Genomic DNA, 16,928 nt, shown 5'->3' on the forward strand with positions numbered 1-16,928 from the left:
AGCGCAAGGGAAGTGGTCCGTCGACAAGACGGGCCACCGGCTTTCAGGCAGGCTAGCGCTCCCACCCGCCTGCGCCGTTGATGCCGATCAACACATCAGAAGGCCCCGCCGGCCTCAGCCGGAAAAAAGGCATTGTGCTATCTCGAAAAGCAATGTTATGTTCGTAACACGAAAACGACAAATGACACTCGAATAACAATCACAACGCTGGCCCGCCGACATGCCCACGGAAAAAAACAGCTTTCTGCAGCAACTGGAGCAACAGTTCTCCAGCCTGACCCCGACCGGCAAGCGCATCGCCAGCTACCTGCTGGGCAACCCCGAGCAACTGCCGTTCGAATCGGCCGACAGCATCGCCCAGCACGCCTCTACCACCGGCATCTCCGTGGGGCGTTTCCTGCGTTCGCTGGGTTACCAGAACATCGATGACGTGAAGAAGAGCCTGCGCGGCGAAGCGCCGGCGTCCTGGCTGATCACCGACCGCATTGGCGCGTTTCGTGCCGAGTCCAATCAGGAAGACGCCCTCGACCGCTCCATGCACCGCGAAATCGAGGCCATCCAGCACGCCTATGGCCTGGCCCGCAGCGAGGCTTTCGCCCGCATCGTGCAGCGGATCCATGAGGCCGACGCCGTGTTCATCCTGGGGATCCAGTCGACCCGCGGGATTCTCACCGCCTTTCACAGTCACCTCGAGTACATCCGCCCCAAGGTCTACTACGTCGACGGTCTCTCGGGCATCTACGCCGAGACGCTGAACTCGGGCTTTGCCAATCCCTACGCGATCATCGCCGACTTCCGCGCCTATTCCAGTGTGGCCCAGACCTTCTGCCAGGTGGCGCGGGACAACCAGCTGCCGCTGGCGCTGATCACCGACCTGCAGTGCCCCTGGGCCCGGGACCATGAGCTGGACCTGCTGCAACTGAAAACCGATGTCGGCCAGTTCTGGGACTCCCCTGCCCCGCTGACCTGCCTGCTCAACCTGGTGGTGTCGGCAGTGGCGGAGAAGTATGGCGATCGTCTCGACGAACGCCTGGCCAGGAACCGCCAACTGCAGAAAGCCTTCGGCCAGTTCGAAGGTTGATTCAACACCCAGCAAGTCCCAACCGGAGTGTTTGTGTGAACAGCAACCCCCTTGTAGAGATCGATGCCCAGCGCTACCAGGTGCAGATCGACATGATCTACGCCAGCGCGGACAACCTGGCCGGGAAAGTCATCTACCCCGACGCCCGCTGCCAACTGCACCGCGAGGCGGCCGAGCGCCTGGCGCTGGCCAGCCGGCTGGCCCGCCAGGCCGGCTACACCCTGCGCATCTATGACGCCTATCGCCCACCCTATGCCCAGCACCTGCTGTGGGAGGCATTGCCGAACAACGACTACGTACGCGATCCGCACCTGGGCTCGCACCACAGCCGTGGCGTGGCCGTCGACCTGACCCTGGTAGGCCATGACAACCAGCCATTGGACATGGGCAGTGCCTTCGACACCATGGAGGAACGCTCCCATCAGTTCTACCCCGACCTGCCCGCCCCGGTGCAGCGCAATCGCCTGCTGTTGCTCGGCGTGATGCTCGCCGCCGGGTTCCAGGCCATCGCCACCGAGTGGTGGCATTACGAGCTGCCCAATGCCGACGACTACCCCCTGCTGGAGGACGCATAGACAAGCGCCCAGGAACCGCTCCACCCGATACCAACGCGGCCAGAGAGCCTCGAACGCCACACCGCACAGCCGCTTCAAAGGGGCTGAGAACAACAATAACCCGCGCTACTTACGCTTCACCTGCAACTGCCCGGTTATAGCTTTTATAAAAAACCTGACGAACTTCCATACATCGAATGATCAAGGAAACCGGCATGAACCCTATCGACACCGTGACCCGCAAGACCGCCCCCGGCACCGGCAAGCTGCTGCTGACCCTGCTGTGCAGCGCCCTGAGCCTCGGCGCCTGGCAGGCCGCCACCGCAGCAACGCCACCCGACACGCTGGTCATCGGCAAGCCCGCCGATCCACAGACCCTCGACCCGGCGGTGACCTTCGACAACAACGACTGGACCATCACCTACCCGTCCTACCAGCGCCTGGTTGGCTACAAGGTCGAAGGCGACAAGAGCAGCACCGAAGTCCAGGGCGACCTGGCCGACAGCTGGACCGTCTCCCCCGACAACCTGGTCTGGGAGTTCAAGCTCAAGACCGGCAACAAATTCGATGACGGCGCACCGGTGGACGCTGCGGCCGTGAAGTTTTCCTTCGACCGCCTGATGACCCTCAAGCAGGGGCCGTCCGGGGCCTTCCCCGAGGACATGGTGGTCTCGGTGGTCGACCCGCAGACCATCCGTTTCGCCCTCAAGACACCGTTCGCGCCATTCCTGTTCACCCTGGCCCACAACGGCGCCTCGATCATCAACCCGGATGTGGTGAACAAGAGCAGCGACGTCAACGCCTGGCTGTCCAGCCACACCGCAGGCTCCGGCCCCTTCCGCCTGAGCAACTGGCAGAAGGGCCAGTCGCTGACCCTGGAGCCCAACAGCTATTACGCCGGGGCCAAGCCGGCCCTGAAGAGCGTGATCATCAAGATCATCGCCGAGCCGTCGGTGCGTCGCCTGCAGCTGGAAAAAGGCGACCTGGACATCATCGAGGACATGCCCGAAGACCAACTCAACGTACTCGCCAAGAAGTCCGGGGTGGCGGTACGGGAGTTCCCGTCGCTGCGCGTGACCTACCTGTACCTGAACAACAAGAAGGGCCCGCTGACCAGCGTCGACGCCCGCCGCGGCATCACCGAGGCGGTGGACTACAGCGGTATCGTCAAGGGCATCCTCAAGGACAAGGCCAAGCTGATGAACGGCCCGATCCCGGATGGCATGTGGGCCTACGACAGCTCCCTGCCGGCGATGAAGCAGGACCTGGCCGCGGCCAAGGAGAGCCTGGCCAAGGCACCGCAGAAGGTCACCACCCTCAGCTACCTGTACTCCGACAAGGACCCGAACTGGGAACCGATCGGCCTGACGCTGCAAGCGGCACTGGCCCCTCTGGGGGTCAACCTCAAGCTGGAAAAACTCGCCAACGCAACCCTGCGCGAGCGCGTCGGCCAGGCCGACTACGACATCGCCGCCGGCGCCTGGAGCCCCGACTTCGCCGATCCGTACATGTTCATGAACTTCTGGTTCGACTCCAAGATGCAGGGCCTGCAGGGTAACCGCTCGTTCTACAGCAACCCGGAAGTCGACCAGCTGATTCGTGAGGCAGCGGCCACCAGCGACACCGCCAAGCGCGTCGAGCTGTACCAGACCGCGCAGAAGAAGGTGCTCAAGGACAGCGTCTACGCCTATCTCTACCAGAAGAGCTACACCCTGCCGATGCGTGATTCGGTCAAGGGCTACGTGTTCAACCCGATGCTCGAACAGGTCTTCAACCTGGGCAGCATGAGCAAGTAAGCCTGCTCGCCCGCGCCGGCCGTTCGCGGCGGGCGCGGCGTTCCCGTCGTTCGTGTGACTGAGGTGCCAGATGGCCTTCCTGACTCTGTTGCGCAAGCGCCTGCTCGGCCTGGTATTGGTCGTGTTCGGTGTTTCGCTGATTACATTCGCAATTTCCCACCTGATTCCCGGTGACCCGGCCCGGCTGATCGCCGGCGACCGCGCCAGCGATGAACTGGTGGCCGGCATCCGCCACCAGTTGGGGCTGGACCTGCCGCTGTATCAACAATACGGCCGCTACCTGATGGACCTGCTGCACGGTGACCTCGGCATCTCGATCCGTACCAACCGGCCGGTGCTCGAAGACCTGCAGGCGTTCTTCCCCGCCACCCTGGAACTGGCCCTGGTGGCGCTGCTGCTGGCGATTCTCGTCGGCGTGCCGCTGGGCGTACTCTCGGCGGTGTATCACAACCGTGCCATCGACCAGATCGCCCGCACCCTGGCGGTGACCGGCATTTCCACACCGGCGTTCTGGCTGGGCCTGGGCACCATCGTGCTGTTCTACGGCCAACTGGGTTGGCTGCCGGGGGGCGGTCGTCTATCGGAAGGGCTGACACCGCCGCCGACCTTCACCGGTTTCTACCTGATCGACTCACTGCTTGCCGGCGACGGCACCCTGTTCGTCGATGTGCTGCAACACCTGATCCTGCCCGCCGCCACCCTCGGTTTCGTGACCCTGGGCGTAGTCGCCCGGCAGATCCGTTCGGCCATGCTCGATCAACTGGGCGAGGACTACATCCGCACCGCACGGGCCTACGGCCTGTCGCGCTGGACGGTGATCCTGCGCCACGCGCTGCCCAATGCCTTGATCCCATCGGTCACCGTGCTCGGCCTGACGCTCGGCGACCTGCTGTATGGCGCGGTGCTGACCGAAACCGTCTTCGCCTGGCCCGGCATGGGCGCCTACGTGGTCAAGTCGATCCAGTCGCTGGATTTCCCGGCGGTGATGGGCTTCGCGATCCTGGTGTCCTTCATCTATGTGCTGCTGAACATGGCCATCGATCTTCTGTACCGCGTGATCGACCCACGCATCGGCGAGGTGAGCTGAAATGTCCGTACCCTTGAGTGCAACCCGCACCCCGCGCTGGGGCGACAAGTTCGCCTACCTGGCCTACCAGATCCGCCGTAGTCCACTGACCCTGGCGGGCCTGGCGATCACCTCCATCGTGCTGTTGTGCATGATCTTCGCGCCGTGGCTCGCCAGCCACGACCCCAATGCGCTGAACCTGGCCGAGCGCCTGGCAGAACCCTCGGCCGAGCACTGGTTCGGCACCGATGAAGTCGGCCGGGACATCTTCAGCCGCGTGCTGTTCGGCAGTCAGCAATCGGTCGGTGTCGGCCTGTTCGTGGCCTTTGCCTCGTGCCTGATCGGTGGCCTGCTGGGCTGCTTCTCCGGGGTGATTGGCGGACGCTTCGACGCCCTGGTCATGCGCCTGATGGACATCATGCTGTCGGTCCCTTCTCTGGTACTGATCATGGCCCTGGCCGCCGCCCTCGGCGCCAGCCTGTTCAATGCCATGCTGGCGATCACCCTGGTGCGGATCCCGTCCTATGTGCGCCTGGCCCGCGGCCAGGCCCTGAGCATCCGCCAGATGGGCTACGTCAAGGCCGCGCAGACCTTCGGTGCCGGGCGCTGGCACATGGTCCACTGGCACGTGGCACGCAACGCCATGCCGCCGTTGCTGGTGCAACTGAGCCTGGATATCGGCAGCGCCATCCTCATGGCCTCGGCCCTGGGCTTCATCGGCCTCGGTGCCCAGCAACCGACCGCCGAATGGGGCGCGATGGTCGCCACCGGGCGCAACTACATCCTCGACAACTGGTGGTATTCGACCTTTCCGGGCCTGGCGATCCTGATCACCGCCACCGGCTTCAACCTGCTGGGCGATGGCGTACGCGATCTGCTCGACCCACGGCAACAGGGGAAATGACCATGAGCACCGCCACACCCGTCCTGGCCATCGACAACCTGAGCCTGGAATTCCCGGCCTACAAGAACAACGTCAAGGCGCTCAACGGCGTCTCCCTGCACGTCAATCCCGGCGAGATCGTCGGCGTGGTCGGCGAGTCCGGCTCGGGCAAGTCGGTCACCGCCATGCTCAGCATGCGCCTGCTGCCCGAGCGCAGCTATCGCATCACCGCCGGCAGCCTGAGCATGCTCGATCGCGACATGCTCGCGGCCAGCGAAAAGGACCTGCTGCACATTCGCGGTCGTGATGCGGCGATGATCTTCCAGGAACCGATGACCGCCCTGAACCCGACCCGGCGCATCGGTCGACAGATGCTCGACGTGATTATCCATCACCAGAAGATCAGCGCCGCCCAAGCCCGCCAGAAGGCCATCGCCCTGCTGCGCGACATGCACATTGCCAGCCCCGAGCAGGTGCTGGACGCCTACCCTTTCGAACTGTCCGGCGGCATGCGCCAGCGGGTGATGATCGCCCTGGCATTCTCCTGCGAACCGCAGCTGCTGATCGCCGACGAGCCGACCACTGCCCTGGACGTGACCGTGCAACGCCAGGTGTTGCTGTTGCTGCGCGAGAAAGCCCGGCAGAAAGGCACCGCAATCCTGCTGATCACCCACGACATGGCGTTGGTCTCGCAGTTCTGCGACCGGGTCTACGTGATGTACACCGGGGCCGTGGTCGAACAGGGCAGCACGGCCGACGTGATGGGCAATCCGCAGCACCCCTACACCCGCGGCCTGCTCAGCGGCCTGCCGGAGATGGTCGAGCCAGGCCAGCCGCTGCAGACCATTCCCGGGCAAGTGCCGAACCTGGCCGCCCTGCCCGAGGGCTGCACCTTCGGCGAACGCTGCCCGCACCGCATGCCCGCCTGCGCCCAGCGTCCGTCCCTCACCCCCATCAACGGCAACGAGCAACGCAAGAGCGCCTGCTGGCTGCCGACCAAGGAGCTGTCGCAATGAACAGTGCCGTCATTCATCCGCGGCCGGAAACGGCAGCCGAAATCCTGCGGCTCGACGATGTCCGCGTACGCTTCCCGGTGGGCAACGACTGGTTTGGACGGCCACGAGGCTATGCCCATGCCCTGAACGGCATCGACCTGCAAGTCCGTGCCGGCGAAACCCTGGGCATCGTCGGTGAGTCCGGTTGCGGCAAGAGCACCCTGGCCCAGTTGCTGATGGGCCTGATCGCCCCCAGCAGCGGCGCCCTGAAGTGGGCCGCACAGGGCAGTGGCAAGACCGGCAACAATGTGCAGATCGTCTTCCAGGACCCGCAATCATCCCTTGATCCGCGCCTGCCGATCTGGCGCATCATCACCGAACCGCTCTACGCCCGCGGCCACAAGTCCCGCGAGCAGATGCGCGAGATTGCTGCCAAGGTCGCCTCCCAGGTAGGCATACGCCCGGAGTACCTGGATCGCTTCCCGCACCAGTTCTCCGGCGGCCAGCGCCAGCGGATCGCGATCGCCCGGGCCCTGTCATCGGACCCGGACATCATCGTCCTCGACGAGCCGACCTCCGCGCTGGATATTTCGGTACAGGCGCAGATCCTCAACCTGCTGGCCGAACTGCAGCGCGCGCGCAAGCTGACCTACATCCTGATCTCGCACAACGTCTCGGTGGTGCGGCACATGGCCGATCGGGTCGCGGTGATGTACCTGGGGCAGATCGTCGAGCTGGGCAGCGCCGCCCAGGTGCTGGACACGCCACTGCATCCGTACACCCGCCTGCTGTTCGAAGCGGTGCCGCGCCTGGGCGTGCCGCTGCAGGCCGACCAGGTGGCCGCACCGACCGAACTGCCGGGCAACCGGCACCTGCCGCAGGGGTGTTTCTTCCGAGAGCGCTGCCAGCTCTGCACGGTGGGTTGTGAGAAACCCCAGGTCATGGTCGGCCCGGAAAACCAGCGGGTCAGGTGCCACATCCAGCGCTGAACGGCCCCTGCCGCGAGTCACTCATTCATCCTTGTGGGGAGGCATCGGCGAGCGGTACTCGGCACTCTCCTCCGCGCTAGGTGGCTGCATCGAGGCGCTGGGCATGAACACGTGGGTCAGCAGTTCATGGGCGTCGATATCGAGCACACCTGGCACGGCGCGGACCCGTTCGACGACCTGCTCATATTGCCGGTGATTCATGACCCGGCCGCTCAGCGTCACCGTGCCGGCATGGGTCTTCACATGGATATGCAGACTTTGCGCCGAGTCCGCCATGGCCAGGGCGGACTTGACCCGCGCAGTGGTCCAGGTGTCATGCACGGCCATGCCCAGGTCATGGGATAGATGCTGCAGGGACGGTTGTTTCATGGCAGAACCCTCTGTCGGTCTTCAGACGTACTGTTCATGCCCAGTGTGCGGTTGTGGAGTACGCGCCGCAGTCGCACCGACACTCAACCAGTATAGCTCGCGGCCTCGAGGGCCACGTCTCCACTGGGCAGGCGGTCGCCAGGTGACAGTCCGTCTGAAATGCTTCATGCCTGTGGCAGCAATATCAATGAGCCACTATCGTTCATCCGCCCCCTTCTCTCTCGCGGTACATGAACATGAAGCCACTCCACCTGTCGGCTCTGCTGGCCCTTTCCATAACGGCCGGTCCCTGCATGGCCATCGACTCGCCAAAACCGACAAGGGTTGCCAGGTACAGAACTGGAACGCCCATCGTGCCAATCCCGGCTACATCTGGTCCGGACAATGCGACAAGGGCTTTGCATCCGGCAAAGGCGTGCTGATTTCGCTGGTCAATGGTCAGGTCTTCTCGACGACCGAGGGCACCATGGTCCAGGGCTCCTTCAACGGCCCGGCCATCATCCAGTGGGCCGAGGGTTATCACTACGAGGGACAGTTGCTCAATGGCACGCTTACCGGCCGAGGCAGCATGCGCGCCCCGGATGGCTCGGTGCGTAGTGGTGTATTCAAGAACAGCGCGCTGGTCGCCAGCGATACACCGTCCCCCACTGCACCTCCCGTCAGTGCCAGCTCCAGCACAGATGATGCAGATTCCGATTCGGGCATCGGCACGGCATTGAACATGCTCGGCGCCTTGAGCAGTGGCGTCGGCCAAGGCATGGCCGGCAGCAACCCGGCCCGTGCCGCGCAGCTCAGCGCCCTGGGCAATACCTTGAGCCAGGCCGGCGGGACAAATGGATCAGGTGCCGGGGCGTCCTATGACAACACCGCCTATACACGGAGTGCCAACAACGGGCGCGGCAAGATTTCGGCCGAGGTTGCCGCCGTGGATCTTTCCGGTGGCTGCGAGGCTGCGGAGCGCAAGGGCAAAGCCTATCACAATCGCTTGACCCAGCAGCTCCAGGGCAATCCTGGCATCTGTCTCTCTGCCCGGCAGACGCACAAGATGAGCGAGATCACGGTGCGCGTAGCCGAACAGTGCCAGGGCACACCCAACTGGCAGCAACTGCGCGCCGAGGGCGAGAGGCTGCAGCGTGAGAGCGAGGAGACGATGCGGGGGGCGTGTGGATGAAGCCGTCGGGGAAAGGCGATCGAAAATCTCTCTGTAGTTCAGCAGATCATTAGTGGTGATCCCATACGCTGGCGCCTGCTTCACCTCGTCCACTTCCTGGGGCTACCCGACTGCTGGATCGGCGCCGGCTTCGTCAGGAATGCGATCTGGGACCATCTGCACGGCCGCAACGTATCGCCCCTGAGTACGGATGTCGACGTGATCTGGTTTGACCCGCAGCGTTGCGCGGCTTCGTACGATCATGCGGCGCAGGCAGCATTGCAACAGCTGGACCCGACAGTACAGTGGTCAGTAAAGAACCAGGCGCGCATGCACACGCGCAATGGCGACCGACCCTATCTGTCCAGCAACGACGCCATGCGCTATTGGCCGGAGACAGCCACCGCAGTCGCGGTCAGGCTCGGGCCGGGGGATACGTGCGAAGTCGCAGCGCCGCTGGGGCTCGATGATCTTTTTCGCTTGATCATCAGGCCCACGCCGCGCTTCAGCACTGAGAAACTGGACATCTTCCAGGACCGCTTCAGTGCCAAGAACTGGCTGGCAACCTAGCCATTACTCAAGCTGGATTCGAGCCCATCCGGCTTCACTGACAACAGGGGCTAGACCTGCGCACCGCTGCGCGAATGACGGTACAGCGACAGGCAATAAAGCGCCAACGCCACACCGGCCAGCGCACCGCCGATCACGCCGATATAGGAAAAACCGAGCTGACGCCCTACCCAGCTCCCTACCAGTGCCCCGCCGCCGATACCGATGTTGTAGATCCCCGAAAACATCGCCATGGCCACGTCGGTGGCGTCCGGCGCCAACTCCAGCACCTTGCGCTGCAGCGACAGGCCAAAGCCCATGATGGCGATGCCCCAGAAGACGCTCAGCACACTCAACGCCGACACATTGCCACTCAAGGGCAGCAGCAGGAGCAGGCAGACCGTCAGCAACGAAGTCACCGCCAACAGGAATGGCTGCGGGTACTGCCGGTTGAACTTGCTGAACAGCCACGAGCCCAGGATACCGGCGCCGCCGAACAGCAACAGGATCAGGGTCACCACCTCACCGCTCAGGCCCGCCACGGTTTTGATGAACGGCTCGACATAGCTGTAGGCGGTGAACTGCGCGGTGATCACCGACGCCGTCAGGCAGTAGACCGCCACCAGTGCCGGGCGCTTGAACAGCACCGGCAGGCTTCTGAGCGAACCCGAGTTCTGGCTCGGCAGCAACGGCAGGGTTTTCCCCAGCCAGAGCACCAGGCCGGCGGCCAATACGGCGATCACCAGGAACGTCGTGCGCCAGCCCATGGCTTCGCCCAGCAGCCGGCCCAGCGGGATGCCGAGGACCATCGCCATGGACGTCCCCGTCGACAATAGCCCCAGCGCCTGCACCTGCTTGCCAGCGGGCGCCACCCGCACTGCCAGGGACGCGGTGATGGACCAGAACAATGCATGGGCCAGCGCAATGCCGATCCGGCTCACCAGCAGAATGCCGAAGCTGCTGGCGATGCTGGACAGCACATGGCTGGCGATGAACAACCCGAACAGCACCATCAGCAACTTGCGTCGCTCGACGTTGCGGGTCAGCAGCATCATCGGCAGCGAGGTCAGCGACACCACCCAGGCGTAGATCGTCAACATCAGGCCAACCTGGGCGCTCGACATGTCGAAGCTCTCGCCGATGGCACTCAACAGCCCGACCGGCACGAACTCGGTGGTGTTGAAGACAAAGGCGGCCAGGGCCAACGCGATCACCTGTTGCCAGTTGCCCGTGTTTTCAGTTGCTGGGGTTGTCATTTGCAAATCCGTCTTACGCTATCGAGGATCGGACCACCGACGGCTCAGGGGCCGGGTGCCCGAGGAAAAAGCAGGTGAAGGTGAAATGGCTCAAGCACTGGGTGAACGTGTCGCTCCTTGGAGCCGCTCGACTGTTGAAAAGTTGCGAGCCTGCCCAGGTCACGTTGAAACATAGCAGGTGTGATGTCCAGGGGATATGACAACACGCGAGCTAGGCGTGGTTGTTGCGTTTTTCGTTATGCAGGCTCTTCATGAAAGCAAGGGGTTTAGTGCCCTGCCGGCAATCGCCAGCACTCTCAATAAGACAGCATTCAAGCACCTGCTGTGTACCAAGCATTGAGCAGCAACAGTTCCACAAACGCCACGCCTGCCGCGAAGATCAGGAACCCCGGCGAAAACACGCGCTTTCGGCGGTGGTTTGAACCATCCGGCAGATTCAGGATGCCAGCGATCAGATCAAGGAGGTCATTCATGTGCGTTCTGTAGCGCCAGGTGCATCCTGCTTTCAGTGAAGCGTCGCCGCGCGACGGCTCTGACCGATGCGAATCCGGTCCAATGCGCGATTCAAGGCGTCCAAGGCATTGAGCAGTGCCTGGGCTTCCGCCTCCCGGCCATCACCCCAAAGGCGTTCCGCCATTTTGTTCAGGGCCTGGATCGACTTTTCGATATCGGCCGCTGTCGCTGCCGAGCTACCTGCCAGCTGTGTCTTGGGCATTTTTCGAACTTCGATTGAGGAGGGATGGAGTTTTTTACCATGCCGGACCCGTTACTGAAAACGCATCTTGTCCGTAAGAGCCGACTCACCGCGGAAAACAGCGTGCCAGAGGCCTGCCATCGCCCTTCACAAACGTCGCCAGGCCGCCAGGCGTTCGTGAGAGGAATCGAGTAACACGGCAAAGCCCATGGCAACCATTGGCATCAGCGGGAACAACACCAGCGTGCTATGGAAGGCACCAAAAATGACGCTGAACTCATAGAGTCTGTTACTCCAGCGCCCTCGGGTGGACGGTTCGATGTCCGGCCCCAGAACGACGGTCGCGACCATGAAGATACAGACCAACAACAGCAACAGTGCAAGGTAATTGTGCCGATAGTGGCCCAGCTTGAAGAACTCATGAAGTCTCACCTTGAGTGAGAACCAAGAGAACAAAGCAAGCCAGACCAGCATGAACGCCTGCAATGCGAGGTCCTTTTCGTAGATCCAGGCGGTTTTCTTCAGAAAATCCAATTGGTCATGCGCAACAAAATAGCCCTCTGCCCTCGCGATGACGGGGAGCCAACGGTGCAGGTCGCTGCCAAGTGCAATGTCACTGTAGAAAATGCCAAGGCTGGTCAGCCATGAAACAATCAGGCAGGTCGCCCAACCGTACAGCAGTGCCTTTATAGCCATCCGTGAGCTCTTTTCGTCATATCCCCAACCGGCTAAGTGTTTCTTTCCGAACAAGTCGCGTAACAGTACATGACCCTGAAGAAAACACGCCCTCATTTCCTACGAAAAAATGAATTAGGATGCCGTCGCCGGAGTGGACCACTCTCAGCAAGGACTCAGGACTCATGGAATCTCCCTTCGCCACCATCACCGAACGCCTGCATAACCGCCGCTTTGCCGTCGCCAGCAACACCCATGGGCTGTCCGATGCCAACACGATCTTTCACTACCTCGTCGACGGCGCGGCTATCTCCGGGACCTACCGGGGCGGCAAGATCCACAGCGGCCATCAAGTCGGACGCATCACAGGCCCCGACACCCTCGAGCTGCTTTACCACTGCCTGACCACTGACGGTGAACTGCGCTCTGGCTGGTCGCGTGGCACGGTCGGCGTCGATCACACAGGGCGCACCACACTGAGCTTCGTCTGGGGCTGGCTGTCGGGCGCCAGCGGTGGCGGCGAGTCGAACTACGTCGAACAGGTTGCCTGATCGCAATCAGCGCTTCACCCGGCCCCGGATCACGGCTAACCTTGACCACCGGCCAAGCCCGTGACCCGCGCTTGCCGATCCACACGCTTCCGGAAGCCGCTGCCACAATGGATATTTCTTCGACTCCTCCCCTACCCACCAGCAAGGAAAGCACAGGGGGACGCGTTCAGGTCATCGACCGCTCGATCGTGCTGTTGCGCACACTGTCGGGGCTCAAGCATGGCGCCAGCGCGCTGGACCTGGCGCGGCTCACTGGCATCGACCGCACCACCATCCACCGCCTGCTCAAGACCCTGACCCACTGGAGCCTGATCGAATCCCAGGGCGGCACCTACCGCATTGGCCCTGAATGCCTGATCTACTCCGCCGCGTACCTCAATCGCCTGAACCTGCGCAAGATCGCCCTGCCCTATGCCATCGAACTGCAACGGGTGATCGGCGAGCGCCAGGCCATTGTCTCGCTGTCGGTACCGGTCGGCGACCAGGTGGTGCTGATCGAGCGCATGTGGACGCCGACCACGCCCCTCAATGTGATCGTCGACCTGGCCGATCAATTCCCCATCGACGGCAGCCCCAGCGGCCGTGCGGTGCTGGCGACCTACGAGGCCGCCACCGCGCAGGGCATTCTCGGCGAAGAGCGCTACGCCAAGGCGCTGCCAGCCCTGGAGACGATCCGCGAGCAGCAGGACTTCGCCTTCGGTCATGGCGAGTTCAAGCCCGGCCTATCCTCGGTGGCCTTCCCGATCCGCGTCGGCAGCGGCCAGGCCATTGGCGCGTTGGTGGTGGCCGGCCTGGACATGGAAGGGGAAACCCATCCCGCCTCGTCCCTGGCCAGCCACGTGCGCCGCGCCTGCGAGGGCATCGCGGCGCAACTGGACGATCTCTAGAGATCGGGCCCCAAAGCGGCGAGCAGGCGGTTTTTCTGGACCTTGCCGTAGTGCGAACGCGGCAGTTGGTCGATGAAGTAGATCCGCCGCGGCACCTTGTAGCGCGACAGTTGGGCGCGACAATGCTCCACCAGTTGTTGCGCCGACACTTCACATGAACCATCCAGCACCACGACCGCGCACACCTGCTCGCCCCACTCGATATCCGCCAGGCCGAAGACATGCACGTCCTGTACGCCGGGATGGCTCAGCAGGCTCTGCTCCACTTCTCCTGGCTGCACCGACTTGCCGCCGCTGCGGATGATGTCCTTGCAGCGCCCCAGCACCCGCAATTGCCCATCGCCATCCAGGCGCCCGAGGTCGCCACTGCGCAGCCAGCCGTTGTCCAGCGCCCGGGCGCTGAGTTCCTCGAGTTGCCAGTAGCCACTCATCAGCTGTGGGCCGCCCAGCAGAATCTCGCCCACGCCCTGTTCATCGGGCTGGTCGATGCGCACCGCAGCGCTGAACAATGGGCGCCCCACCAGGCCATCGGCACCGCCGTCGGAACGCCGTGCCGCCGTCATGCCGACGGGCGCGAGGTAGCAGCTCCAGGGCGCCTCGGTCATCCCGTAGAGCACGCCGATGCGCTCGCCGAACAGGCTGCAGGAGCCCTCCAGCACCTCTCCCGTCAAGGCCGCAGCCCCGACGTCGAGGCTCTTGAAGTACGGCAGTTGGGCCGGCGCCGAACCGGTTTCGCGCAACAGGCGCAGCAGTTGAGTCGGCACCAGGGAACTGAAGGCCACCCGGTGTTCGTCGAGCTGAGCCATGAAGGTCGTGGCGTCGAAGCGTCCAGCGAGCATCACCTGACCACCGCTGAGCACATGTGCCAGCACCGCCACCGCCGCAATCGGCCACAGGGGCCGGACGTTGAGCAGCACATCGCCCACCGCCGCGCCCCGGCCCATGACGATGTTCTGCTGCACCGCACACAGGCTGGCATGACGGTGCATCACCGCCTTGGGCGTGCCGGTGGTGCCGCCGGTGTAGTTCAACGAGGCCAGGGCCCGGGGCGACTGCGGCGGGCGTGGGCCGGTGTCGACAGCGCCCGGTTCGACCACGGCCTCCAGCGGCAGGCACAGGATACCGGCCTGCCGAAAACCTTCGATCAAAGGTGTATAAGCGCCGGAATACAGTAGCAAGGCGGCACCCGCATCACGCAACTGAGCCAACAACTCTTCCACGGACAACGCCGGGTCCAGCGGCACCCGCACCCGCCCGCAGGCCATGCTGCCGTAGTCGGCGATCAGGTAGTCGATACTCGCGTCGGCCAGCAAGGCCACCCGCGAGCCCGGCACTACCTGCAGACGATCCAAGGCCTGGCCGAACGCGCTGAGGGCGCGGTCCAGTTCAGCGAACGTCAGGGTGCGGGCATCACCCAGTTGCGTCAGTGCCGGCCGATCGGGCCATTTGCAGGCGGCCTGGCCCAGCAGTGTACTGATATCCATGCCTACCACCCACTCAGGACAATACGGCCGCTGACCTGGCGCGATTCGAGCAACGCATGGGCCTCGGCCGCCTGCTGGAACGGCAGCACCCGGTCGATCAGCGGCTTGACCTGACCACCGCGAATCAGCGCCAGGGCCACGCGCACCTCTTCGAGCGTCGCGCTGCCCGAGCCCTGTACCTGCAGGCGCCGCCCGATCAACAGCCCCGGTGCCACCGCAACGCTACCGGGCTCGACGTTGCCCAGCACCACCACACGCCCGCCCTGGGTCATGCTGCGCAGGGTCTCTTCGAGGGTATGCCCGAGGTTCTCCATGGCCACGTCCACACCACGCTTGGCGGTGAGTTTCCAGACCTGGGCGCTGTAGCCCGCACTGCTGACCACCACTTCATCGGCTCCCAGGGCCTTGAGCGAATCGACCTTGTCGGCACTGCCGGTCACCGCGATCACCCGTGCGCCCAGGGCGCGGGCCAGTTGGATCTGATGAGCCCCCAGGCCGCCGCTGGCACCGTTGATCAGCACCGTTTCCCCCGGCTTGAGTGCCGCCTCGCCGTACAGCGCCCGCACGCTGGTGGCGATCGGGCAGGAGGCCAGGGCCGCCTGGGTGTAGTCGAGCCCGTCGGGCAATTCGATAGCGGAAATCGCCGGCACCCGCAGGTATTGCGCATAGGCACCCTCGGTATCCACCGACGGCAGCCCGAGGGCCCGACACAGATCCTGGCGACCGCGCAGGCAGTCCCGGCACTGGCCACAGAAACGTCGCTGATAGACCACCACCCGCGCCCCTACCGCCAGTTGCAGCACCCCGGCGCCGACCTCGACCACTTCCCCGGCCACTTCATGGCCGAGCACGACCCCGGCATGGGCCCCCGGCAACTGCCCGGCACGGTGCAACAGATCGTGATGGCAGACGCCCGCGGCCTGCACCTTGACCAACACTTCACCGGCGCCGATCCGTGGGGTCGGCACCTCCTCGAGCTGCAGCTGCTCCGGCCCACCAAAGGCCTTTAGAACTATCGCTTTCATTTTTTATAACCGTTTGTGACCCAATAAGAATATGTTCATATAACAAACATGTTGTTTGCATTGTGCACATCCATTAAGTTTTCCCCACTTTGACGCCGACCTCAAGGGGCAAAGCGTCTTTCTTTCACCCACGATGAAATCCACACCATGACAGTCGAATACCAGTACGCAGGCGAAGGCATTCTGCTGCTCACGCTCGATCGCCCGGAGCGTCTGAACGCCCTGGACAGCCAGGCCAAGCAGGCACTCTCCGAGGCGTGGTTACGCGCCGAACAGGACCCCGCAGTCCGTGCGATCGTCCTGCGTGGTGCCGGTGAGCGGGCCTTCTGCGCCGGCTCCGACCTCAAGGAAATCCAGGCCACCGGCGAGACCGTCAGCAGCCAGGCGCTGGCTCGCGCCCTGCCCGGTGTTGGCCACGACTTGAGCAAACCGGTGATCGCCGCCCTGCACGGCCACACCCTGGGCCTGGGCATCAGCCTGGCGATCCACTGCGATTTTCGCATCGCCCGCCACGACACCCGCTTCCAGTTTCCGGAAGTGCAGCACGGCATGCTTTCCGGTTTCAGCGCGATCACCCTGCCAACCCTAGTCGGCGAAGCGGTGGCCCTGGACATCATGCTCAGCGCCCGCCCGTTCGACGCCCAGGAGGCCCTGGCCATCGGCCTGGTCAATCAGGTGGTGGACGATGCCTACAGCAGCGCCCTGGAGCTGGCGACGCGACTGGCGGCCCACTCCGGCAAGGCGATCGGCTGGACCAAGACCCTGCTGCTGGCCGAACGCAAGACCCGCCTGCAGCGGCAGATGGCACTGGTCGACCAGGCCCGCCAGGACGTCATGCAGGGGCGCTGAGCCCATCCCATAACCAGAAAAGCCAACACCTCAGCCTCGCCAGTACTGTCAGGAACTCCCACCACCAGGAATGGA

General features: G+C 63.7%; 19 protein-coding genes. 12 read left to right on the plus strand and 7 right to left on the minus strand.

Going from position 1 to position 16,928, the window contains the following annotated elements:
- Positions 1-220: 220 nt before the first annotated feature.
- From HU752_RS19090 to HU752_RS19120, 7 genes are all read left to right on the plus strand, one after another.
- Positions 221-1,081 carry a MurR/RpiR family transcriptional regulator gene (locus tag HU752_RS19090; RefSeq protein WP_186679387.1) on the plus strand — a complete coding sequence of 287 codons (861 nt, stop codon included), beginning with the start codon at positions 221-223 and terminating at the stop codon, positions 1,079-1,081.
- A 35-nt stretch (positions 1,082-1,116) separates the two neighbouring features.
- Positions 1,117-1,656, plus strand: coding sequence for a D-alanyl-D-alanine dipeptidase (gene ddpX, locus HU752_RS19095; RefSeq protein WP_186679384.1), 540 nt, complete (start codon positions 1,117-1,119; stop codon positions 1,654-1,656).
- 194 nt (positions 1,657-1,850) lie between these two features.
- On the plus strand, positions 1,851-3,431 hold the full coding sequence (locus HU752_RS19100; RefSeq protein WP_186679379.1) for an ABC transporter substrate-binding protein: 1,581 nt from the start codon (positions 1,851-1,853) through the stop codon (positions 3,429-3,431).
- 70 nt (positions 3,432-3,501) lie between these two features.
- On the plus strand, positions 3,502-4,518 hold the full coding sequence (locus HU752_RS19105; RefSeq protein ID WP_186679376.1) for an ABC transporter permease: 1,017 nt from the start codon (positions 3,502-3,504) through the stop codon (positions 4,516-4,518).
- Position 4,519: 1 nt separating this feature from the next.
- Positions 4,520-5,401, plus strand: a complete 882-nt coding sequence (gene ddpC / locus HU752_RS19110) for a D,D-dipeptide ABC transporter permease (protein WP_186679374.1) — start codon at positions 4,520-4,522, stop codon at positions 5,399-5,401.
- A complete protein-coding gene (locus HU752_RS19115; RefSeq protein ID WP_186679371.1) occupies positions 5,398-6,396 on the plus strand; it encodes an ABC transporter ATP-binding protein in 999 nt (332 codons plus the stop codon). The genes ddpC and HU752_RS19115 overlap by 4 nt, the downstream gene beginning before the upstream one ends.
- Positions 6,393-7,364, plus strand: a complete 972-nt coding sequence (locus tag HU752_RS19120; protein ID WP_186679368.1) for an ABC transporter ATP-binding protein — start codon at positions 6,393-6,395, stop codon at positions 7,362-7,364. Before HU752_RS19115 ends, HU752_RS19120 begins: the two co-directional genes overlap by 4 nt.
- A 21-nt stretch (positions 7,365-7,385) precedes the next feature.
- Here HU752_RS19120 and HU752_RS19125 read toward each other — a convergent pair whose 3' ends face one another.
- On the minus strand, positions 7,386-7,733 hold the full coding sequence (locus tag HU752_RS19125) for a BON domain-containing protein (protein ID WP_186679365.1): 348 nt from the start codon (positions 7,731-7,733) through the stop codon (positions 7,386-7,388).
- A 187-nt stretch (positions 7,734-7,920) separates the two neighbouring features.
- Here HU752_RS19125 and HU752_RS19130 point away from each other — a divergent pair, with 187 nt between their 5' ends.
- A complete protein-coding gene (locus HU752_RS19130; RefSeq protein ID WP_217838492.1) occupies positions 7,921-8,904 on the plus strand; it encodes an MORN repeat-containing protein in 984 nt (327 codons plus the stop codon).
- An 18-nt stretch (positions 8,905-8,922) separates the two neighbouring features.
- Positions 8,923-9,453 (plus strand): nucleotidyltransferase family protein, encoded by a 531-nt coding sequence (locus HU752_RS19135; RefSeq protein ID WP_186679597.1) that lies wholly within the window; start codon positions 8,923-8,925, stop codon positions 9,451-9,453.
- 50 nt (positions 9,454-9,503) lie between these two features.
- Here HU752_RS19135 and HU752_RS19140 read toward each other — a convergent pair whose 3' ends face one another.
- The 4 genes from HU752_RS19140 to HU752_RS19155 all read right to left on the minus strand — a co-directional run bounded on the left by HU752_RS19140 (position 9,504) and on the right by HU752_RS19155 (position 12,078).
- Positions 9,504-10,688: a sugar transporter gene (locus HU752_RS19140; protein WP_186679360.1), complete on the minus strand. Its 1,185-nt coding sequence runs from the start codon at positions 10,686-10,688 to the stop codon at positions 9,504-9,506.
- A gap of 311 nt (positions 10,689-10,999) precedes the next feature.
- Entirely contained in the window at positions 11,000-11,161 is a 162-nt protein-coding gene (locus tag HU752_RS19145; RefSeq protein ID WP_186679357.1) for a hypothetical protein, read from the minus strand.
- A gap of 32 nt (positions 11,162-11,193) precedes the next feature.
- Positions 11,194-11,403: a hypothetical protein gene (locus tag HU752_RS19150; RefSeq protein WP_026145362.1), complete on the minus strand. Its 210-nt coding sequence runs from the start codon at positions 11,401-11,403 to the stop codon at positions 11,194-11,196.
- A 126-nt stretch (positions 11,404-11,529) separates the two neighbouring features.
- Positions 11,530-12,078: a hypothetical protein gene (locus HU752_RS19155; protein ID WP_186679354.1), complete on the minus strand. Its 549-nt coding sequence runs from the start codon at positions 12,076-12,078 to the stop codon at positions 11,530-11,532.
- A 164-nt stretch (positions 12,079-12,242) separates the two neighbouring features.
- On the opposite strand from HU752_RS19155, the gene HU752_RS19160 reads away from it, so the two are divergent.
- Positions 12,243-12,608, plus strand: coding sequence for an avidin-fold protein (locus HU752_RS19160; protein ID WP_186679351.1), 366 nt, complete (start codon positions 12,243-12,245; stop codon positions 12,606-12,608).
- Between the two features lie 107 nt (positions 12,609-12,715).
- On the plus strand, positions 12,716-13,495 hold the full coding sequence (locus HU752_RS19165) for an IclR family transcriptional regulator (RefSeq protein WP_186679348.1): 780 nt from the start codon (positions 12,716-12,718) through the stop codon (positions 13,493-13,495).
- Here HU752_RS19165 and HU752_RS19170 read toward each other — a convergent pair.
- Together HU752_RS19170 and HU752_RS19175 are read right to left on the minus strand one after the other, a co-directional pair.
- The gene (locus tag HU752_RS19170; RefSeq protein ID WP_186679346.1) at positions 13,492-14,979 is read right to left on the minus strand and encodes a class I adenylate-forming enzyme family protein; all 1,488 of its coding nucleotides are present in this window, start codon (positions 14,977-14,979) and stop codon (positions 13,492-13,494) included. The genes HU752_RS19165 and HU752_RS19170 overlap by 4 nt on opposite strands.
- A 2-nt stretch (positions 14,980-14,981) precedes the next feature.
- On the minus strand, positions 14,982-16,004 hold the full coding sequence (locus HU752_RS19175; protein WP_186679344.1) for an alcohol dehydrogenase catalytic domain-containing protein: 1,023 nt from the start codon (positions 16,002-16,004) through the stop codon (positions 14,982-14,984).
- A 147-nt stretch (positions 16,005-16,151) separates the two neighbouring features.
- Between HU752_RS19175 and HU752_RS19180 the strand changes: the two genes are divergently transcribed.
- Positions 16,152-16,853, plus strand: a complete 702-nt coding sequence (locus HU752_RS19180; RefSeq protein ID WP_186679341.1) for an enoyl-CoA hydratase/isomerase family protein — start codon at positions 16,152-16,154, stop codon at positions 16,851-16,853.
- Positions 16,854-16,928: the final 75 nt, after the last annotated feature.

Source organism: Pseudomonas vanderleydeniana, assembly GCF_014268755.2.
GTDB classification, from domain to species: domain Bacteria; phylum Pseudomonadota; class Gammaproteobacteria; order Pseudomonadales; family Pseudomonadaceae; genus Aquipseudomonas; species Aquipseudomonas vanderleydeniana.